The following is a 16,175-nucleotide window of genomic DNA, read 5'->3' as shown; positions in this document are numbered from 1 at the left end:
AGGAGTTAAGGAGCGAGGCATGCAAGTCAAAGAATTCAAGAATCTATCCTTTACGGATTTCAGCCGTCCCGACAAGCGCGCCCAAATGGAGGCCGCCCTGGCCAAGGTGCGCGGCCAACTGGGACGCGAATACGACATCATCATCGGCGGACGGCGCATTCGCAGCGAAAACAAGTTCAAGTCGTGCAATCCCGCCAACACCGCGGAGGTGATCGGGGTGATGCAGGAGGGCGGCAGCGAACTGGTGGAAGAGGCCGTCCGGGCCGCCGAGAAGGCCTTTCAAAGCTGGAGCCGGACCAGCGCCCAAGAGCGCACCGAGATCGTCTTCAAGATGGCCGACATCATGACCGAGAGGCGCTACGAACTGGCCTCCTGGATGGTGCTGGAAGTGGGCAAGAGCTGGGTCGAGGCCGACGCCGACGTGGCCGAGGCGGTGGACTTCCTCAATTACTATTCCCATCAGATGCTGGACCTGGCCAAGCCCCAGCCGCTGGTCGACTATCCGCCCGAGGAGAACGAACTGGTCTATATCCCGCTGGGCGTGGGGGCCGTCATCTCTCCCTGGAACTTTCCTCTGGCCATCCTTACGGGAATGACCTTCGCCGGCATCGTGGCCGGCAACACGGTGATCTGCAAGCCGGCCCACGACTCGGCCGTGATCGCCTCCAAGTTGATGGAAATCGCCCAGGCGGCGGGTCTGCCTGACGGCGTCTTCAATCTTCTCACCGGCCGCGGCCCCGAGGTGGGCGAGCCGTTGGTGGTGCATCCCCGCGTCCGCTTCATTTCCTTCACGGGATCGAAAGAAGTGGGGCTGCGCATCAACGAGTTGGCCGCCAAGCCCCGTCCCGACCAGATCTGGATCAAACGGGTAGTGGCGGAAATGGGCGGCAAGGACTCCATCGTGGTCGACGAGGAGGCCGATCTCGATGCGGCGGTGGAAGGCGTGGTGCGGTCGTCCTACGGCTACCAGGGCCAAAAATGTTCGGCCTGCTCGCGGGCCATCGTGGCCGATTCCATCTACGACCTCTTTCTGGAAAAGCTGACGCGCAAGACCAAGGAGATCATCAAGGAGGGCGACCCGCAGGACCCCGACGTCAATTTCGGTCCGGTCGTCAACTCCCAGGCCTTCAAGAAGATTTCCGAATACATCGAGATCGGCAAGCAGGAAGGCCGCCTGTTGGCGGGCGGAGACAAGGGAGATCCCAAGGGATACTTTATCCGTCCCACCATTTTCGCCGACATCGATCCCAAGGCGCGTCTGGCCCAGGAGGAGATTTTTGGTCCCGTGCTGTCCGTTATCCGGGCCCGCGATTACGACCATGCCCTGGAGATCGCCAACAACACCGTTTTCGGGCTGACCGGTGCAGTCTACAGCAAGAATCCGGAGAAGCTGCAACGGGCCAAGCGCGAGTTCCACGTCGGCAACCTCTACCTCAACCGGGGTTGCACGGGCGCGCTGGTGGGGATTCATCCCTTCGGGGGCTTCAACATGAGCGGAACCGACTCCAAGGCGGGAGGACCCGACTACCTGCTCCTTTTCACCCAGGCCAAGTCGATCGCACGCCTCAAGGACGCCTGACGGGCTAAGGGTTGCAAAAAGTGAGGCGGCCCTCCGTCGCTGAAGCTATGGAGGGCTTCGCTACAGCGGCGCACCCGTGTTTGTTAAGATGTGGCTGAATGTCAGAATAGCCTTCGAATGCCTTCAAGGTCCGTGTCCGAACCGGCCTTCAAGACTTCACGCAAGGAGCCATTCGTGAGCACTACGCCGAGCCAGCCCGTGGCCGAGGAAAGTCAGCGGGAGCGTCGCCAGACCATCGTCAACGACTTCAGCATCCAGGTCGCAACCCCGAACGGGTCGGGAAGCCAGTCCTCCAACAACGTGCTGATGCGCTCCATCTTCCAGATGGGGATTCCCGTCAGCGGCAAGAACCTCTTCCCTTCCAACATTCAGGGACTGCCGACGTGGTTCACCATCCGGGTCTCCAAGGACGGCTACGTGGGCCGCAAGAAGGAAATCGACATCCTCATCGCCATGAACCCGCAGACCGCGCGCGAGGACGTCGAGAACCTCGAACCGAATCAGGTCGTGATCTACGACGAGCCCCTCAAGCTCGCCAAGATCCGCGACGACTTGACCTTCTACCCCGTCCCCTTCACCGACCTGGCAGGCCAGGTCATCAGCAACGTCAAGCTCAAGAAGCTGGTGGCCAACATGGTCTACGTGGGCAGCGCCGCCGAGCTTTTCGGCATCGACATGGAGCAGGTCGAAGCCGCTATCGGCAAGTGGTTCGAGGGCAAGCCCAAGGCCGTCGATTTCAACGTCAAGGCGGCGCGCCTGGGGGCTGAATACGTACGCGACAACCTGGAGAAGCGCGATCCCTACCAGGTCAAGAGCATGAACGCCACCCAGGGCAAGATCATCATTGACGGCAACGCCGCCGCAGCGCTGGGCTGCCTGTTCGCCGGAGCCACGGTGATGACCTGGTATCCCATCACTCCCTCCAGCAGCTTGTGCGAGACGCTGATCGACTACCTCAACAAATATCGTCTGGACAAGGACGGCAAGGCCACCTTCGCCGTCATTCAGGCCGAGGACGAACTGGCGGCGGTGGGAATGGCCATCGGCGCCGGATGGGCGGGCGCCCGCTCCATGACCTCCACCTCGGGACCCGGCATTTCGCTGATGAGCGAGTTCGTGGGACTGGCTTACTTCGCCGAGGTGCCCTGCGTGATCTTCGACGTGCAGCGCGTGGGGCCTTCCACCGGTTTGCCCACCCGCACCTCGCAGGGCGACGTCTCTTCGCTCTACTACCTTTCGCACGGCGATACCAAGCACCTGGTGCTCTTCCCGGCTTCCATGGCCGAGTGCTTCGATTTCGCCGGACGTTCCTTCGACTTGGCCGAGCGCTTCCAGCAGCCCGTCTTCGTGGCCTCCGACCTCGACCTGGGCATGAACAACTGGATGGCCGATCCCTTCGACTATCCCGACAAGCCTTATGACCGCGGCAAGGTGCTGACGGCTGAAGACCTGGACAAGGTGGAGCAGTTCGCCCGCTACAGGGACGTGGACGGGGACGGCATTGCCTACCGCACCCTGCCCGGAAACGACAATCCCCGGGGCGCCTTCTTCACCCGGGGCAGCGGGCGCAACGAGCAGGCCCGCTACTCGGAGCGTCCCGAGGACTACATCAATCAACTGGAGCGCCTGGCCCGCAAGCACCGCACGGCCCGCAAATACGTCCCCCAACCGCTGTTGGAAGAGCCGGAAGGCGCCCAGATCGGAATCATCGCCTACGGATCGACCGACGTCGCCATGCCCGAGTGCCGCGATCAGTTGCGCCAGGAGGCGGGCGTCGAAACGGCCTACTACCGCATTCGTGCCCTGCCCCTGTGCGACGATCTGAGAGACTTCGTGGAGCGCTATCGCGACATCTACGTGGTCGAGCAGAACCGGGACGGACAAATGGCCGACATCATCCGCTTGGAAGTGGGAGAGAATTCGCCCAAGGTCCACAAGATCGTGCACTTCAACGGACTGCCCATCGATGCCCGCTTCATCAGCGACGCCATCCTGGAGCGGGAAAAGTCCGTTGGCAACTGACGAGGATACGCCGAAATGACGCGCAAGCCCCCATCCCAAAAAGTCAACCGCCTGGGCCTGCCCATGACCGAGTACAAAGGGCTGCCCTCGACCCTTTGCAAGGGCTGCGGCCATGACGCCATTACCAGCCAGATCGTCAAGGCCTTCTATGAAAGCGCCATCGAGCCTCACCGCGTGGCCAAGATGAGCGGCATCGGCTGTTCCAGCAAGACGCCGGCCTACTTCCTCAGCACTGCTCACGGATTCAACGCCGTCCACGGACGCATGCCTTCGGTGGCCACAGGGGCCGTGCTGGGCAACCGCTCGCTGGTCACCATCGGAGTCAGCGGCGACGGCGACACGGCTTCCATCGGACTGGGGCAGTTCTGCCACCTGCTGCGCCGCAACGTCCCCATGATCTACATCATCGAGAACAACGGCGTATACGGGTTGACCAAGGGTCAGTTCTCGGCCACGGCAGACAAAGGAGCCGCGCTCAAGACGGGCGCCATCAACGATCTCCCGCCCATCGACTGCTGTACGCTGGCCATCGAGATGGGCTGCTCTTACGTGGCCCGCTCCTTCTCGGGGGACCCCAAGCAACTGGTGCCCTTGATCCAGGGCGCGCTCTCCCATCAAGGCACCGCCGTCATCGACGTGGTCAGCCCCTGCGTCACCTTCAACAACCGGGAGGACTCCACCAAGAGCTATCCCTGGGCCAAGGAGCACGAGGAACTGCTGCACCAGATCGACTTCGTCCCCCACTTCGAGCCCATCGAAGAAGTCGAATACGAAGAGGGCGAGTCCAAGGACGTGGAAATGCCCGACGGATCGGTCATCCGCCTGCGCAAGCTGGAACGCGGCCATGATCCTTCCGACCGCCGATCGGCCATGCGCATCCTGGAGGACACCCGCGGCAAGGGCGAACTGCTGACCGGCCTTATCTACGTCGATCCCCAGGCCGACAACTTCTTCGACCTCCTCAACCTGGGCGACAGGCCTCTGGCTCAGTTGGGGGAAGAAGAGCTGCGGCCCGGTCCTGAAGTGCTCGACGAAGTCATGAAGAGCCTGATGTAGGTCCCTCCGCCGGCTAGGATTTTTACAAGGCCTTTACAAGATAAAGCCAACCATTCGGGCTCCTTATGCGTCTTATAGAAGGAATGAGGAGAGAGCCCAGATGAGAGGAAAAAGCAAAACAGCAGCCATCGCCGCCCTCGCGCTCAGCTACCTTCTAGGGCTGGGACTGATCAGCCAACACGTCAGCATCTGCGGATGCGGCGGCACCTTCCACTCGCTGGCATCCGGATTGGAAAGCGTCCAGCAGGTGGCCGGCGGATGGAACTCCTGGCTGGGCAACTCCTGGGCGCTGGGAGCATCCTCCTGGTCCTCTCCCCTGCTTTCTGCCGCTGCTGCAACCTCCTCTCGTGATGAGCAAACGTCCTCGCCGACCTTTGATGAGTGGCGCTTGAACGACGGCTTCAGCATTGAGCCTCTGGCCAACATCGAACTCGAGAGAATGGAAGAAGCCCGCCTGAGAGAGAAGCTGGATTGCCTGCGGACCGTCAAGAAGGTCAACCTGGTCTTCTTGGAGGAGTTGAAGGATGTCCGGGTGCGGGCAGACATCGAACTGGAGCGGGCGCTGGAATACGGCTCGCACGTCGTCGTGGTCACCGCTGAACTTCCCCGGCTGGAAACCTACCAGGGCCCCTTGGCCGCCCTTCCCGCCAACCCGGGCTGTCCCGGCGCCGTCAAGATCCTGCAACGGCGCTCCGCCACCTAGACGCAGCGAGCAGCCGCATACCGCCGAGAGCAATAGAACCTTCGCCCCGGTCACCGAAACTTGACACTTGTGTGAACTTGCTGGCCACCTGATGGCCCTAGACCACATCAATCAGGCAGTTTCGGCGATTTTTTCGTCCAGACGTTTGCCTGCGATAAAGGCCTGCACAAAGGGGTCGTCTGAGGTGTAGAAAGCGTCGGGCGTGCCTTCGAAATGGATGCCGCCGTCCTTGAGCAGGATGATGCGGTCTGAAACAATGCGCAGGCAGCGCATGTCGTGGGTGACCACGATGGAAGTCAGGTTTTCCTGCTTGTTGAGCTTGCGGATGAGCCGGCTCAGCGACTTGCCGATGAGGGGGTCGACCCCGGTGGTGGGCTCGTCATAGAGGATCGCCTCCGGCTCCTCGGCGATGGCGCGGGCGATGGCGACTTGTTTCTTCGATCCCAGGCTTAACTCCGAGACGTGCAGATCGCCCTGCCCCTCCAGCTCGACCGCATCGAGCAGGTAGTCGACCCTCTGGCGGATGAAGTCCTCGTCGGTGATCCCTTGTTCGCGCAAAGGATAGGCGATGTTCTCGCGCACGTTGAGAAAATCGAAGACGGCCCCCATCTGGAAGACGTAGGTGACCCGCTTACGGTATTCCAGCAGGTCAGCCTCGTTCATGCGGGTGATGTCGCGCCCGTGGTAGACGATGTAGCCCTTGTCGGGCTTGAGCAGTCCGGACACCAGCTTGAGCAGCACGCTCTTGCCGGTGCCGCTCATGCCCAGCACCCCCAGCGTTTCTCCTTCCTTGATGGAAAGCTCGATTCCCTGCAAGACGGGATAATCGAAGGACTTGTGGAGATCGATGATCTCCAGGAAAGCGCCGCTTCGCTTCTTGGCGTGCTTGCTGCCGAAGATCTTGTCTCCCCGCGACTTGCCCCGTCCGCCCAGAAACTTGCGCCCCAGCAGTGCCGTCAGCAGCACCAGGTAGAAGGCGAAAATGGCGAATACGAAGTATTTGAAGAACATCCAGATCCCCAGGGCGCCGCTGACTGACTTGTTGGCCGAACCTATTAGATGCGGCCCCGGCGCCAGAGTCGCGGCTGGCTGACGGGGCAAAAAAAAGCCGGGGGGCCTCGCCCCCCGGCGGTTCGGAATGCCGAAACGGGTAAGCGGCTAGTGGCGGATCTGGAAGCGGATCAGCTTCTTGGCCATTTCCTTCTTGCGCTCCTGGCCGCTTTTCTTGTAGAGGTGCAGCCACTGGCGCAGGTCCTTGGGCTTCATCTCCAGGACCTCGCAGACCCAGTTGAAGCTGCCCGGATGCATTTCCTCGGAGAAAAACCACTCCAGGGCGTCCTGGCGCCACACTTCCCACTCCTTGTTGGAGGCCTTTTTGGGAGCTACGATGTCGCGCAAGGCCTGGAGCAGAATACCCAACGCCAAGTTGCGCAGGGAGCTGTCCGGTTTCTTTGTCTGCGGGTACAACCCGTCGCTTTCAAGCGCATAAGCCTTCATTTTCGTCTCTATGCCTCTTCTGTCTCTGTCTATGCTCAACTCACTCAGGAGTCTTGATCGCGGAGCGGTCAAAAAACTCAGTATTATACGTCATCCGCTTCAGATGTAAAGGACTTTTTCGACAGGTTCCGCCCCAATCGGTGTGAAGGTGCCCTGGGGCGCCGAGCGGACAAGACCGTGCCGGTTTCGGCCTACCTTTTCCGCCGCTACCGAAGACTAAGTCAAGATCTTCGGAATTTGCCGTCTTCTAGCCCTTACATTGATGGGACGCGCCAGACCCCGAAAAGTTTCAAGAATCGCAAACCTCGAAGGGGGGCTTGTGACTCCTCTCCCGGCTGACCTCGTTGGCCGCTCTTTGCGCCAGTCTCTATAATAAGCAGTATGCAGCAAGGCACGGGTTCGGCCAGCGGCAGAGTACTCAACGTCCTCAAGGAGTCGGGTGGGGGACTGACCGTCAAGGACCTGTGCCAGGAACTCGATCTCTCCTCCATGGCGGTTCGCCGTCAACTGGCGGTCCTGGAGGGCCGCGACCTGATTTTCCGCCGCCGCGAGAAGCAGAAGACGGGACGTCCCGCCCAGCTCTATTTCCTGACCGAAGCCGGACACGAGGAATTTGAGCGCGACTACTCGAGCCTGACGGTCGACCTGCTCATCTCCACCCGCAACCTGGTGGGAAAGGAACAGATCAACGAACTCTTCGAGGGCCGTAACCGGCGCCTGCTGGAGGAGGCGCGCAACCGCGTGCGGGGCAATACCCTGGAGACACGGGTCCACGAAGTTTGCCAGTGGCTGAGCGGGCACGGGTACATGGCGCGCTGGGAACGCCTGGGGCCGAAGCGCTACCTGATCCGCGAGATGAACTGCGCCGTGGCCAAAGTCGCCAAACGCTTCCCCCAGGTCTGCATCTTCGAAGAGCGCTTTCTGCAGGAACTGCTGGGAGCCAAGGTGTGGCGGCGCCACCATATCCTGCAAAAGGACCAGTATTGCTCTTATGTGGTGGAAGAGGAGTAGCGAGGTAAGTGCGAACGGCGAATTGCGAAGTTCGGACAAAAGAGAAAGGGGGAGCAACACCGTGTTGCTCCCCCCGCTCGCCAGGGAGGTCCGTTTTGGACTGATTTGCTATTCGCCTATTAGTAGAGCAAGGGGCGTGCCAAAACTCTGAGCGGTGAAAGGCGGCTTGCAAGGCCCTTCGGCGGGGGACGGTGTTCGCTTCCGGGAAAGCCTTGTCCCAGAACCGAAAAAACACTTCCACGCGGAAAAGACCGGGGCTGACCTATTGAAGGCGCAGACTGCGCACACCCTCGAAAAAGCGGATGTTGGCCTCGCCTAAGAGCTGAGCCACGTCCTCGGCACCTAATCGCAGCTTGGCCGCGATTTCCTCGGCGGGACAGTCATGGTAGTGGCTGAGCACGAAGACCTTGCGCATGTTCTCGGGCATGGCGTTGAGGCTGCGGATGATGGCCTCGAAGACTTCGTGACGAGTATGGCGACTCAGGCTGAAAACCGGCTGTGCCATAGCATCTCCTCCTTCACTGGCCTCCCCCGGCAGTTGATTGACAGGCTCCACAACAGAACCTCTGTACTATAGACGCTTGAAAGTGCGGGAAAGTTTAATATGGCACAAAGAAGTGATCGCCTCTCGACTGCCCCGGCTACGACTGGCACATGCCTTTTTGAGGAGCGCCGCAGGCGCAAGGTCCGGGCTCGGCGGCGGCCGACTTGCCGTTGCCGGCAGAGACGGCGAAGCTGGAAATCATCTTCTCGGTTTCGGCTCCGCTGCACTGGGGGCATTCAACAGACGTCTGACCGCCCAGCACGATTTTTTCGAAGCGCTGACCGCACTCTTTGCACACATATTCGAATATCGGCATGCGTTCATTATAGCGCGAAGACTGTCCGCAATCCGACTTGTCGAGGGAAACTTCAATCTCTACTATTCGTCCTATACAGGTGTCGAGGGGGAATGACAGCGCTTGGGCGAATCGAGCGCACGCCATAATTTTACTTGAAGGTGATCAGATGGGACGCGCATTGACAAGCTTCCGGGCCGTTTTCCCGGCAGTCCTGTGGGCTGCCATGTTGGGGAACCTGATGCCATGGGCCTCAGGGGCTCAAGCCGGACTGGAGGACCGGGTCCGCTTTTCCCTGGCTGCCGAAGCGGGCACCCTGACTCCGGGGCAGGAGTTCGAAGCGCTGCTGCAGACCCAGGTGGTCGAGGGGTGGCATCTCTACTCCATGACCCAGCCTGAAGGCGGTCCAATCCCCACCACCGTCCGCCTGGCTGAGAGTTCCGTCTTTCAACTGGCCGGCGAGGTGATTCAGCCTCCGGTGCGCAAAGTCTTCGATCCCAACTTCGAAATCGACACCGAGTACATCGAGGGCGAGAGCGAATTCATCATCCCCGTGAGAGTCAGCCCTTCAGCCTCGCCGGGAGAGGCCGAGCTGACGGTCGAAGTGCGTTACATGGTGTGCAGCGACCGCCAGTGCCTTCCGCCCCAGACCAAGAGGGCTTCGCTGACCTTCCAGATCGGGGCCGCCGGAGCCTCACCAGAGGCTTCGGGACAAGAGCCTCGGGGTGTTGAGCCGCTGGGACTCGATTTGCGCCTGCCCGGCGAGCGGGCCGACAAGATTCGCTTCGAGCTGGCTTACCAGGAAGAGCCGGTGCGCCCGGGAGGCATTTCCCGAGTCCATCTGCACACCGACGTGGCCGAAGGCTGGCATCTCTATTCCATGACCCAGCCTGAGGGCGGCCCGATTCCCACCACCATCAGCCTGGCCGACAGTCAAGGTTTTCAAGAGACCGGGGCCATTGAGCAGCCCCCCATCCGCACCGTTTACGATCCCAACTTCGACATGGACGCCGAGTTCATCGACGGCGGCAGTTTCGTGATTCCCTTCCAGGCCTCCGAGGACATGCCGGAAGGGGCTCACCGCCTGGCGGTGGCCATTCGCTACATGGTGTGCAGCGATACCCAGTGCCTGCCTCCGCAGACGGAAACCTATGAAACCAGCGTACCGGTCTCGGCCGCCGGGATCAGCCTCAGCCTGCCGCCTCAGCAGCAGGGTGCCGGAGCGGCTGCGCAGGCAGCGTCCGACGCCCGGTCCGAGGAGGCCCGACGTCCTCTGGCGGGACGCCAGATACCCGAGGGCTTCTTCGCCTACATCGCTTTCTCGCTGGGAATGGGATTCCTCGCGCTTCTGACGCCCTGCGTTTTCCCCATGATCCCCATCACAGTCTCCTACTTCACCAAGCGGGAGGCGCAGACGCGCGGGCAGGCCATCAAGGAAGGCGCCATGTACGCGGTGGGCATCATCTTCACCTTCACCGGGCTGGGATTCGGCTTGACGATGCTTCTGGGGGCCGGCGGCATTCAACAAATCGCCACTTCGCCCACCATCAACCTCTTCATCGCCGCCGTTTTCCTGTTTTTTGCGCTCAACCTGTTCGGCGTGGTGGAGATCAAGATGCCATCGGGACTCATCAACCGTCTGGACAAGAAGGCGGGCACGTCGACCTATCTGGGCATCGGATTCATGGCCTTGACCTTTGCCCTGACTTCCTTCACTTGCACCGTTCCCTTCGTAGGGACGGTCATGGTGGCGGCCCTGCGGGGAGACTGGCTGTGGTCTTTGCTGGGCATCGCCGCTTTCGCCGTGGCTTTCGCCTCGCCCTTCTTTCTGCTGGCGATCTTCCCCAATTTCCTTCAGGCCCTGCCCAAGAGCGGCAACTGGATGAACTCGATGAAGATCGTGATGGGATTCGTGGAGCTGGCGGCGGCCCTGAAATTCCTCAGCAACATCGACCTGGTCTGGCAGCTCGAGGTGCTGACCCGTCCCGTCTTCATCACCGTCTGGCTGGCCATTGCGCTGGTCACGGTGGCCTACCTGCTGGGTTGGTTCCGCTTTCCCCACGAAATGGAGAGCGAGCAGAGCGTGGGGGCCTTCCGTGTGCTCTCGGCCATTTTCTTCCTTTCCATTTCGTTTTACCTTCTGCGGGGCTTGTTCGGCTTCTCGCTGGGTGAGTTGGATTCCTTCCTGCCGCCCCGCGACTATGGCGGGGCCAGTCAGATTGCCTTCAGTTCGGCGCCGGGAGCAGAGGCGGCCCACCGGGAAGTGTGGCTGAGCGACTACCAACAGGCCTTGCAGACCGCCAAGCTCGAGAACAAACCCATCTTCATCGACTTCACCGGCTATACCTGCACCAACTGCCGTTGGATGGAAGCCAACGTCTTTCCGCTGCGGGCCGTGCAGGAACGCTTTCAGGAGATGGTGTTGGTGCGCCTTTACACCGACGGCGGCAAGCCCCAACATGACCGCAACCAGCAGTTCGAGCGGGAGCGCTTCGGCACCATTGCGCTCCCCTACTACGCCATCATGAGTCCCCAGGACGAAGTGCTGGCGGAATTCCCCGGACTGACCCGCGACAAGAGCCTCTTCATCGACTTTCTCGACCGGGGACTGAGCATTAACCAGCCGGCCCGGGCTGCTCGTTCCTTCGATTGACGGCGTCGGCAAGTCCAGCCCGGCTAGCCGGCATTCTCATGGGTTGTCTGCTGCGCAGCCGCATCCATCGGCCACGACAACCCGCGCGAAATGCGGCCTACGGCTCAGGCGGAGGATCGTGCTGCTGTTCCTTCTCGGGTATGTTGATGATGATCTCGTTGGGCTTGGCGTACTTCTGGCCCCTGATCACCCGCTCTTTCTCTTTGGGATCGTTCTTGAGGGCCTCGATGCGGTCCAGGTATTCTTGACGGCGCCGCTGCAAGTCCTGGTTTTCCTGCTGCAGGGACTCCATATCGGACTGGGTCTCGCGGAGGCTCAGCAGTCCGCCGTCGGCAAAAACCATGAAGACGGCTGATCCCAGTCCGACCAGGATCATGACGATCCAGGAGAGGTGGCGGCGGGCGCGTTTGCTCAGAGCCATGAACAACCTCCAAGGAGCCCGGATATGACCCGAGTGCGAATCGTTCTTTCAACCATCGACGGGGCCGATAAAGCCCGCCAAGTGGCCGGGCGGCTGGTTGAAGAAAGGCTGGCCGCCTGCGTCAACATTGTTCCCAAGGTGCTTTCAGTTTACCAGTGGGAAGGCGAAATCCACAATGACGAAGAATGGCTGATGATCATCAAGACGGCCGACAACCGCCTTCACAGGCTGCTGGACCGCCTTCAGGAGCTGCATCCCTACGACGTCCCCGAAGGCGTGTCCTTGAGCGTCGAGGGCGGACTTTCCGACTACCTGCAGTGGGTCATCGACGAAACCGGTTCCGGGTAGGCGCGGGCCCGACTCGGGAGCGGACGCAACCCGGGGGGCGGGGGCCACGTATAATGAAGCGATGGGCTGTTTCGGGGCCATTTCAAGGCTGTGCCTGACCTTGCTCGGCGTGGGGTGCATGGCGCTGCCTGGGTCGGCGCCGGGCACTGTCCTCCGGGCCATGCCGGCGGCGCAGGACTCGCCGCAAGCGCCTCCAGTCGTGCTGATCACCATCGACACCTGGCGGGCCGATTATTGGGGCAAGGCTTCCGACAAGGTCCCCACGCCCGCCCTGGACGCCCTGGCCGATGAGGGAGCCTGGTTTGAAACGGCCTACTGCCAGGTGCCGCTGACGCCGCCTTCTCACGCCTCCATCCTGACCGGGACCTATCCCCCCACTCACGGGGTGAGGGATTTCACTTCGGGCCCCCTGAATTCCCGCGTCCCCACCCTGGCCGCCATACTGAAGGGACGCGGCTACCAGACAGCGGCCTTTGTCAGCGCCCTGGTGCTGGACCGGGTGTGGGGGCTGGACCGCGGTTTCGACCTCTACGCAGCCGACTTCGCTCCCCGGGAGGGAGGCGAGACCAGTCCTGGAAACGTACAGCGCAAGGCCCAAGAAACCACCGACGAAGTGCTGCGGTGGCTGAGCTCGAAAGCAACCGGCCAGCCCTACTTCTTGTGGGTGCACTATTTCGATCCGCACCACGACTACGCTCCCCCTGAACCCTTCCGCAGCCGCTTCGCCTCTGACCTTTACGCGGGTGAAGTGGCTTACGTGGACGCCCAGATCGGACGGCTCATCTCGGCTCTCAAAAAGCGGGGCGAGTACGGCCACAGCCTGATCGTCGTCACCAGCGATCATGGCGAATCGCTGGGAGAGCACGGCGAGCCCAACCACGGATTGCTGCTTTACGAAACCACCACCCGCATTCCCCTCATCTTCAAGCTGCCACAGTCCTACCAGGTGCGGGGACGCCGTGTGGAAACGGTGGTGGAGAGCGTCGACATCGCTCCCACCGCATTGCAGATTCTGCGCGTCCCCAGGCGCGAGCAGGGGGAGATGGAAGGCCGGGGACGGCTGGGCGCCATGCTGGACAAGGACGAGCGCCGCACTTCCGCCTACGCCGAGACGCTCTATCCCCTCAACACCTTCGGATGGGCGCCCCTCTATGCCCTGCGGGAGGGCCGCTACAAGCTGATCGACGCGCCCCGGCCTGAGCTCTACGACATCCAGGACGATCCGGCCGAGCAGTCCAACCTCTTCCAGCAGGAGAGCGCCTTGGGCCAGCAGTTGCTGAGCAAGCTGCGCAGCCGCCTGGGGACGCTGCAGGCCGCCGCAGGCGAGGAGTCCGCCCAGGCCCCAGTCGATCCCGAAACGGTCGAGCGCCTGCAAGCGCTGGGCTACGCCGCCCTCAGCCGTCCCGTGCCGATATCGGAGGCGGCCCGCAGCGAGCTGGACGATCCCAAGGACATGTTGCCCGTCTACCGTCAAGTGGTGAAGGCCATGGACGCAGCCGAGGCCGGACATCCCGAGCGGGCGGTGGAGATCTTTCAGCAAGTGGCCGGCCAGCATCCCGACCTCTTCATCGTCCACTACTCCATCGGGGTCAACGCCCTCAAGACGGGGCGTCCGGAGATGGCTCTGGAAGCGCTCGACCAAGCCCGACGCCTCAATCCCGGCTACGATTCCATCGATCTCAACCGGGCCCGCGCGCTGGCCTCGCTGGGGCGCCTGGAGGAGGCGCTTGAGACCCTGCGCGAGTTGCTGGAAAGGAATCCCTACTTTCCCAGCGCCCGCCACCAGATGGGGACGCTGCTTCGCCGCATGGGGCGTCCAGCCCAGGCCGCCCAGGTCTACCGCGATATCTTGCAGGAGCGTCCTCAGGACTGGCTGGCCGTCAAGCTGCTGGCGGTCAATCTGGCCGAGATGCAGCAGTTCGAGGAAGCTTTGAGCCATTTCGACCGCTATCTCGAGGCCCGTCCGCCTGACGCCCTGGTGGCCAACTTCCGCGGCATCGCCCTCGACAACAGCGGACGCCGACAGGAGGCCGTCGACTCATACCGGGAGGCCTTGCAGCTCCGCCCCGAATATGGACAGGCCCGTCTCAATCTCGCCTTCGCCCTGCTGCGCCTGGGCCGCCGCCAAGAGGCCCAGGAGACCTTCCAACCTCTGTGCAGCACTCACAGCCGGCTTTGCGATCAATATCGGCAGCATTTTCAGTAGCCATGGTGAGCGTCATCATCCCCACCTACAACCGGCGAGCCTTTTTGACCGAGGCGGTTGCTTCGGTGCGCCGCCAGACCTACCAGGACTGGGAGTTGCTGGTGGTGGACGACGGATCGGAGGACGGCAGCGCCGACTGGGCCGATTCCCTCAAGGACGCGCGCATCCGCTGTCTGCGCCAAGCCAACCACGGCGTCAGCGCGGCCCGCAACGCCGGCCTGAAGCAGGCTTCGCGTCCTTGGATCGCCTTTCTGGACAGCGACGACCGATGGCATCCCGAAAAGCTGCGCCAGCAGCTCGATTTCCTGCACCGCTTTCCAGAAACCCGCGTGCTGCAGAGCGAGGAAATCTGGTACCGCAAGGGACGCCGCGTCAATCCCAGGAAAATCCACCGCAAGTACGACGGATGGATCTACCAGCGTTGCCTGCCCTTGTGCGTAATCTCGCCCAGCGCCGTCATCCTCCACCGCCAGGTGCTTGAAAAGGTGGGCGAGTTCCGCCAGGATTTTCCCGTCTGCGAGGACTACGAGCTGTGGCTGCGCATCGCCTGCCGCTATCCCGTCCGCCTCCTGGAGGAACCGCTGACGGTCAAGTACGGCGGCCATGACGACCAGCTCTCGCGCAGCATGTGGGGGATGGACCGTTTCCGCCTGCAGGCCATGAGAGAGCGCCTGCAAAGCGGCCAACTGACTCCCCAACTGGAGCGCTGGACCGCCCGCGAAGCGGCCCGCAAGGCCGACATCCTGGCCCAGGGCTACGACAACAACCGCAAGCCCGGCGAGGCCGCGCGCTACCGGCGCATCGCCGAGCAGATGGAAGAGCGGCTTGAGGCCACTACGCGCTAAGATGAGGTGGAGTATGGGAAAAGCGACAAGTTTGGTGAGGATGCAGATGTGGACTTGGTCTTTCTACGGGCTTGTGACCCTCGTCATCGCAGGGTGCGGCGACGCCTCTTCGGCAGGGTCGCCGCCGTCCCAGCCGGCCCCGGCGCAGGACGAAGCAGCCCAAGCTCCCAAGCAGCCATTGGACCCCAGCGAAGAAATGATGCCCGTGGAAGCCGGCCCCTTCCTCTTCGGAAGCAGCCAGGAACAGTTCCTCTTCTACCTGCGCCAGTCGCGTCTTCGCTATCCGGGCATGGAGGATCGCCTGCGTGAACGACTGGTCATGCCCCAACAGGAAAAGGTGACGGAAGCTTTTTGGATCGATCCCTTCGAGACCACTAACGAGCAGTTCCTGGAGTTCCTGCAGCAGACCGGCTACCGTCCCCAGGACCCCCAGGACTTTCTCAAGCATTGGGAAGGGACGAGTAGTCCCCCCGAGTGGGCGCTGACCTTCCCCGTGGTGTGGGTCTCGGTGGAAGACGCTGAGGCTTTCTGCGCCTGGCGTGGAGCCCGGCTCCCCAGCGAAGAGGAATGGGAAAAAGCGGCGCGGGGACCCGAGGGCCTCTACTTCCCCTGGGGCGACAAGGGCCCCGACAAGGACACCGCCGCCTGGGGCAACCTTGAGCGTCCCGAGCCGGTGGGCAACCGTCCCGGCGACGTCTCTCCCTACCAAGTCTACGACATGGGCGGCAATGTGGCCGAATGGACCTCCAGCATCGCCAACTTCCGGGGAGTCGCCCACCGGGTGGTTCGAGGAGGCGCCTTCAATGAGCTGGCGAGAGAGATGGTGACCTACCAGCGCCGCTTGCTGGCCGTCCCCGCCCCCCGCAGCGAGATCATCGGCTTCCGTTGCGCTTTTTCCCGATGAGGCGGAGGCGGAAGAAGGCCTCCACCCGCCTGCGGTAATCGAAGGCGGCTGTCCTGGTCCTCGATGACGTGGCGTTCGCTGGGATACAACA

At 62.1% G+C, this 16,175-nt stretch carries 15 protein-coding genes; 10 read left to right on the top strand and 5 right to left on the bottom strand.

Translation table 11 applies throughout. The features are described from left to right. The first annotated feature begins 19 nt into the window (after window positions 1–19). The 4 genes from pruA to VLU25_17240 all read left to right on the top strand — a co-directional run bounded on the left by pruA (window position 20) and on the right by VLU25_17240 (window position 5,360). Window positions 20–1,579, top strand: a complete 1,560-nt coding sequence (gene pruA / locus VLU25_17255; protein ID HSR69683.1) for an L-glutamate gamma-semialdehyde dehydrogenase — start codon at window positions 20–22, stop codon at window positions 1,577–1,579. Between the two features lie 174 nt (window positions 1,580–1,753). After that, a complete protein-coding gene (locus tag VLU25_17250; GenBank protein HSR69682.1) occupies window positions 1,754–3,601 on the top strand; it encodes a 2-oxoacid:acceptor oxidoreductase subunit alpha in 1,848 nt (615 codons plus the stop codon). A gap of 15 nt (window positions 3,602–3,616) precedes the next feature. Beyond that, a complete protein-coding gene (locus tag VLU25_17245) occupies window positions 3,617–4,657 on the top strand; it encodes a 2-oxoacid:ferredoxin oxidoreductase subunit beta (GenBank protein HSR69681.1) in 1,041 nt (346 codons plus the stop codon). A 100-nt stretch (window positions 4,658–4,757) separates the two neighbouring features. Beyond that, entirely contained in the window at window positions 4,758–5,360 is a 603-nt protein-coding gene (locus VLU25_17240) for a hypothetical protein (protein ID HSR69680.1), read from the top strand. Window positions 5,361–5,471: 111 nt separating this feature from the next. Here VLU25_17240 and VLU25_17235 read toward each other — a convergent pair whose 3' ends face one another. Further along, window positions 5,472–6,371 (bottom strand): ATP-binding cassette domain-containing protein, encoded by a 900-nt coding sequence (locus VLU25_17235; protein HSR69679.1) that lies wholly within the window; start codon window positions 6,369–6,371, stop codon window positions 5,472–5,474. A gap of 147 nt (window positions 6,372–6,518) precedes the next feature. After that, window positions 6,519–6,857 (bottom strand): hypothetical protein, encoded by a 339-nt coding sequence (locus tag VLU25_17230; protein HSR69678.1) that lies wholly within the window; start codon window positions 6,855–6,857, stop codon window positions 6,519–6,521. 381 nt (window positions 6,858–7,238) lie between these two features. Here VLU25_17230 and VLU25_17225 point away from each other — a divergent pair, with 381 nt between their 5' ends. After that, the gene (locus VLU25_17225; GenBank protein ID HSR69677.1) at window positions 7,239–7,868 is read left to right on the top strand and encodes a MarR family transcriptional regulator; all 630 of its coding nucleotides are present in this window, start codon (window positions 7,239–7,241) and stop codon (window positions 7,866–7,868) included. A gap of 262 nt (window positions 7,869–8,130) precedes the next feature. Here VLU25_17225 and VLU25_17220 read toward each other — a convergent pair whose 3' ends face one another. Beyond that, window positions 8,131–8,373 carry a sigma factor-like helix-turn-helix DNA-binding protein gene (locus VLU25_17220; GenBank protein ID HSR69676.1) on the bottom strand — a complete coding sequence of 81 codons (243 nt, stop codon included), beginning with the start codon at window positions 8,371–8,373 and terminating at the stop codon, window positions 8,131–8,133. A 136-nt stretch (window positions 8,374–8,509) separates the two neighbouring features. Next, window positions 8,510–8,728 carry a zinc ribbon domain-containing protein gene (locus VLU25_17215; protein HSR69675.1) on the bottom strand — a complete coding sequence of 73 codons (219 nt, stop codon included), beginning with the start codon at window positions 8,726–8,728 and terminating at the stop codon, window positions 8,510–8,512. Between the two features lie 148 nt (window positions 8,729–8,876). Here VLU25_17215 and VLU25_17210 point away from each other — a divergent pair, with 148 nt between their 5' ends. Beyond that, window positions 8,877–11,360, top strand: a complete 2,484-nt coding sequence (locus VLU25_17210; protein ID HSR69674.1) for a protein-disulfide reductase DsbD domain-containing protein — start codon at window positions 8,877–8,879, stop codon at window positions 11,358–11,360. Window positions 11,361–11,457: 97 nt separating this feature from the next. Here VLU25_17210 and VLU25_17205 read toward each other — a convergent pair whose 3' ends face one another. Beyond that, complete coding sequence (locus tag VLU25_17205) at window positions 11,458–11,781, bottom strand: septum formation initiator family protein (protein HSR69673.1); 324 nt, start codon at window positions 11,779–11,781, stop codon at window positions 11,458–11,460. A 24-nt stretch (window positions 11,782–11,805) separates the two neighbouring features. On the opposite strand from VLU25_17205, the gene cutA reads away from it, so the two are divergent. The 4 genes from cutA (at window position 11,806) to VLU25_17185 (ending at window position 16,084) form a co-directional block, all read left to right on the top strand. Beyond that, a complete protein-coding gene (gene cutA, locus VLU25_17200) occupies window positions 11,806–12,129 on the top strand; it encodes a divalent-cation tolerance protein CutA (GenBank protein HSR69672.1) in 324 nt (107 codons plus the stop codon). 61 nt (window positions 12,130–12,190) lie between these two features. Beyond that, on the top strand, window positions 12,191–14,335 hold the full coding sequence (locus tag VLU25_17195) for a sulfatase-like hydrolase/transferase (GenBank protein ID HSR69671.1): 2,145 nt from the start codon (window positions 12,191–12,193) through the stop codon (window positions 14,333–14,335). 2 nt (window positions 14,336–14,337) lie between these two features. Then, a complete protein-coding gene (locus VLU25_17190; protein HSR69670.1) occupies window positions 14,338–15,180 on the top strand; it encodes a glycosyltransferase in 843 nt (280 codons plus the stop codon). Window positions 15,181–15,226: 46 nt separating this feature from the next. Further along, on the top strand, window positions 15,227–16,084 hold the full coding sequence (locus VLU25_17185) for an SUMF1/EgtB/PvdO family nonheme iron enzyme (protein ID HSR69669.1): 858 nt from the start codon (window positions 15,227–15,229) through the stop codon (window positions 16,082–16,084). Window positions 16,085–16,175: the final 91 nt, after the last annotated feature.

Source organism: Acidobacteriota bacterium, assembly GCA_035471785.1.
In the GTDB taxonomy this organism is placed as follows: domain Bacteria; phylum Acidobacteriota; class UBA6911; order RPQK01; family DATIPO01; genus JANQFM01.
The sequence above is the reverse complement of the archived record's forward strand: the minus strand, read 5'-3'. Positions and strand labels throughout refer to the sequence as shown.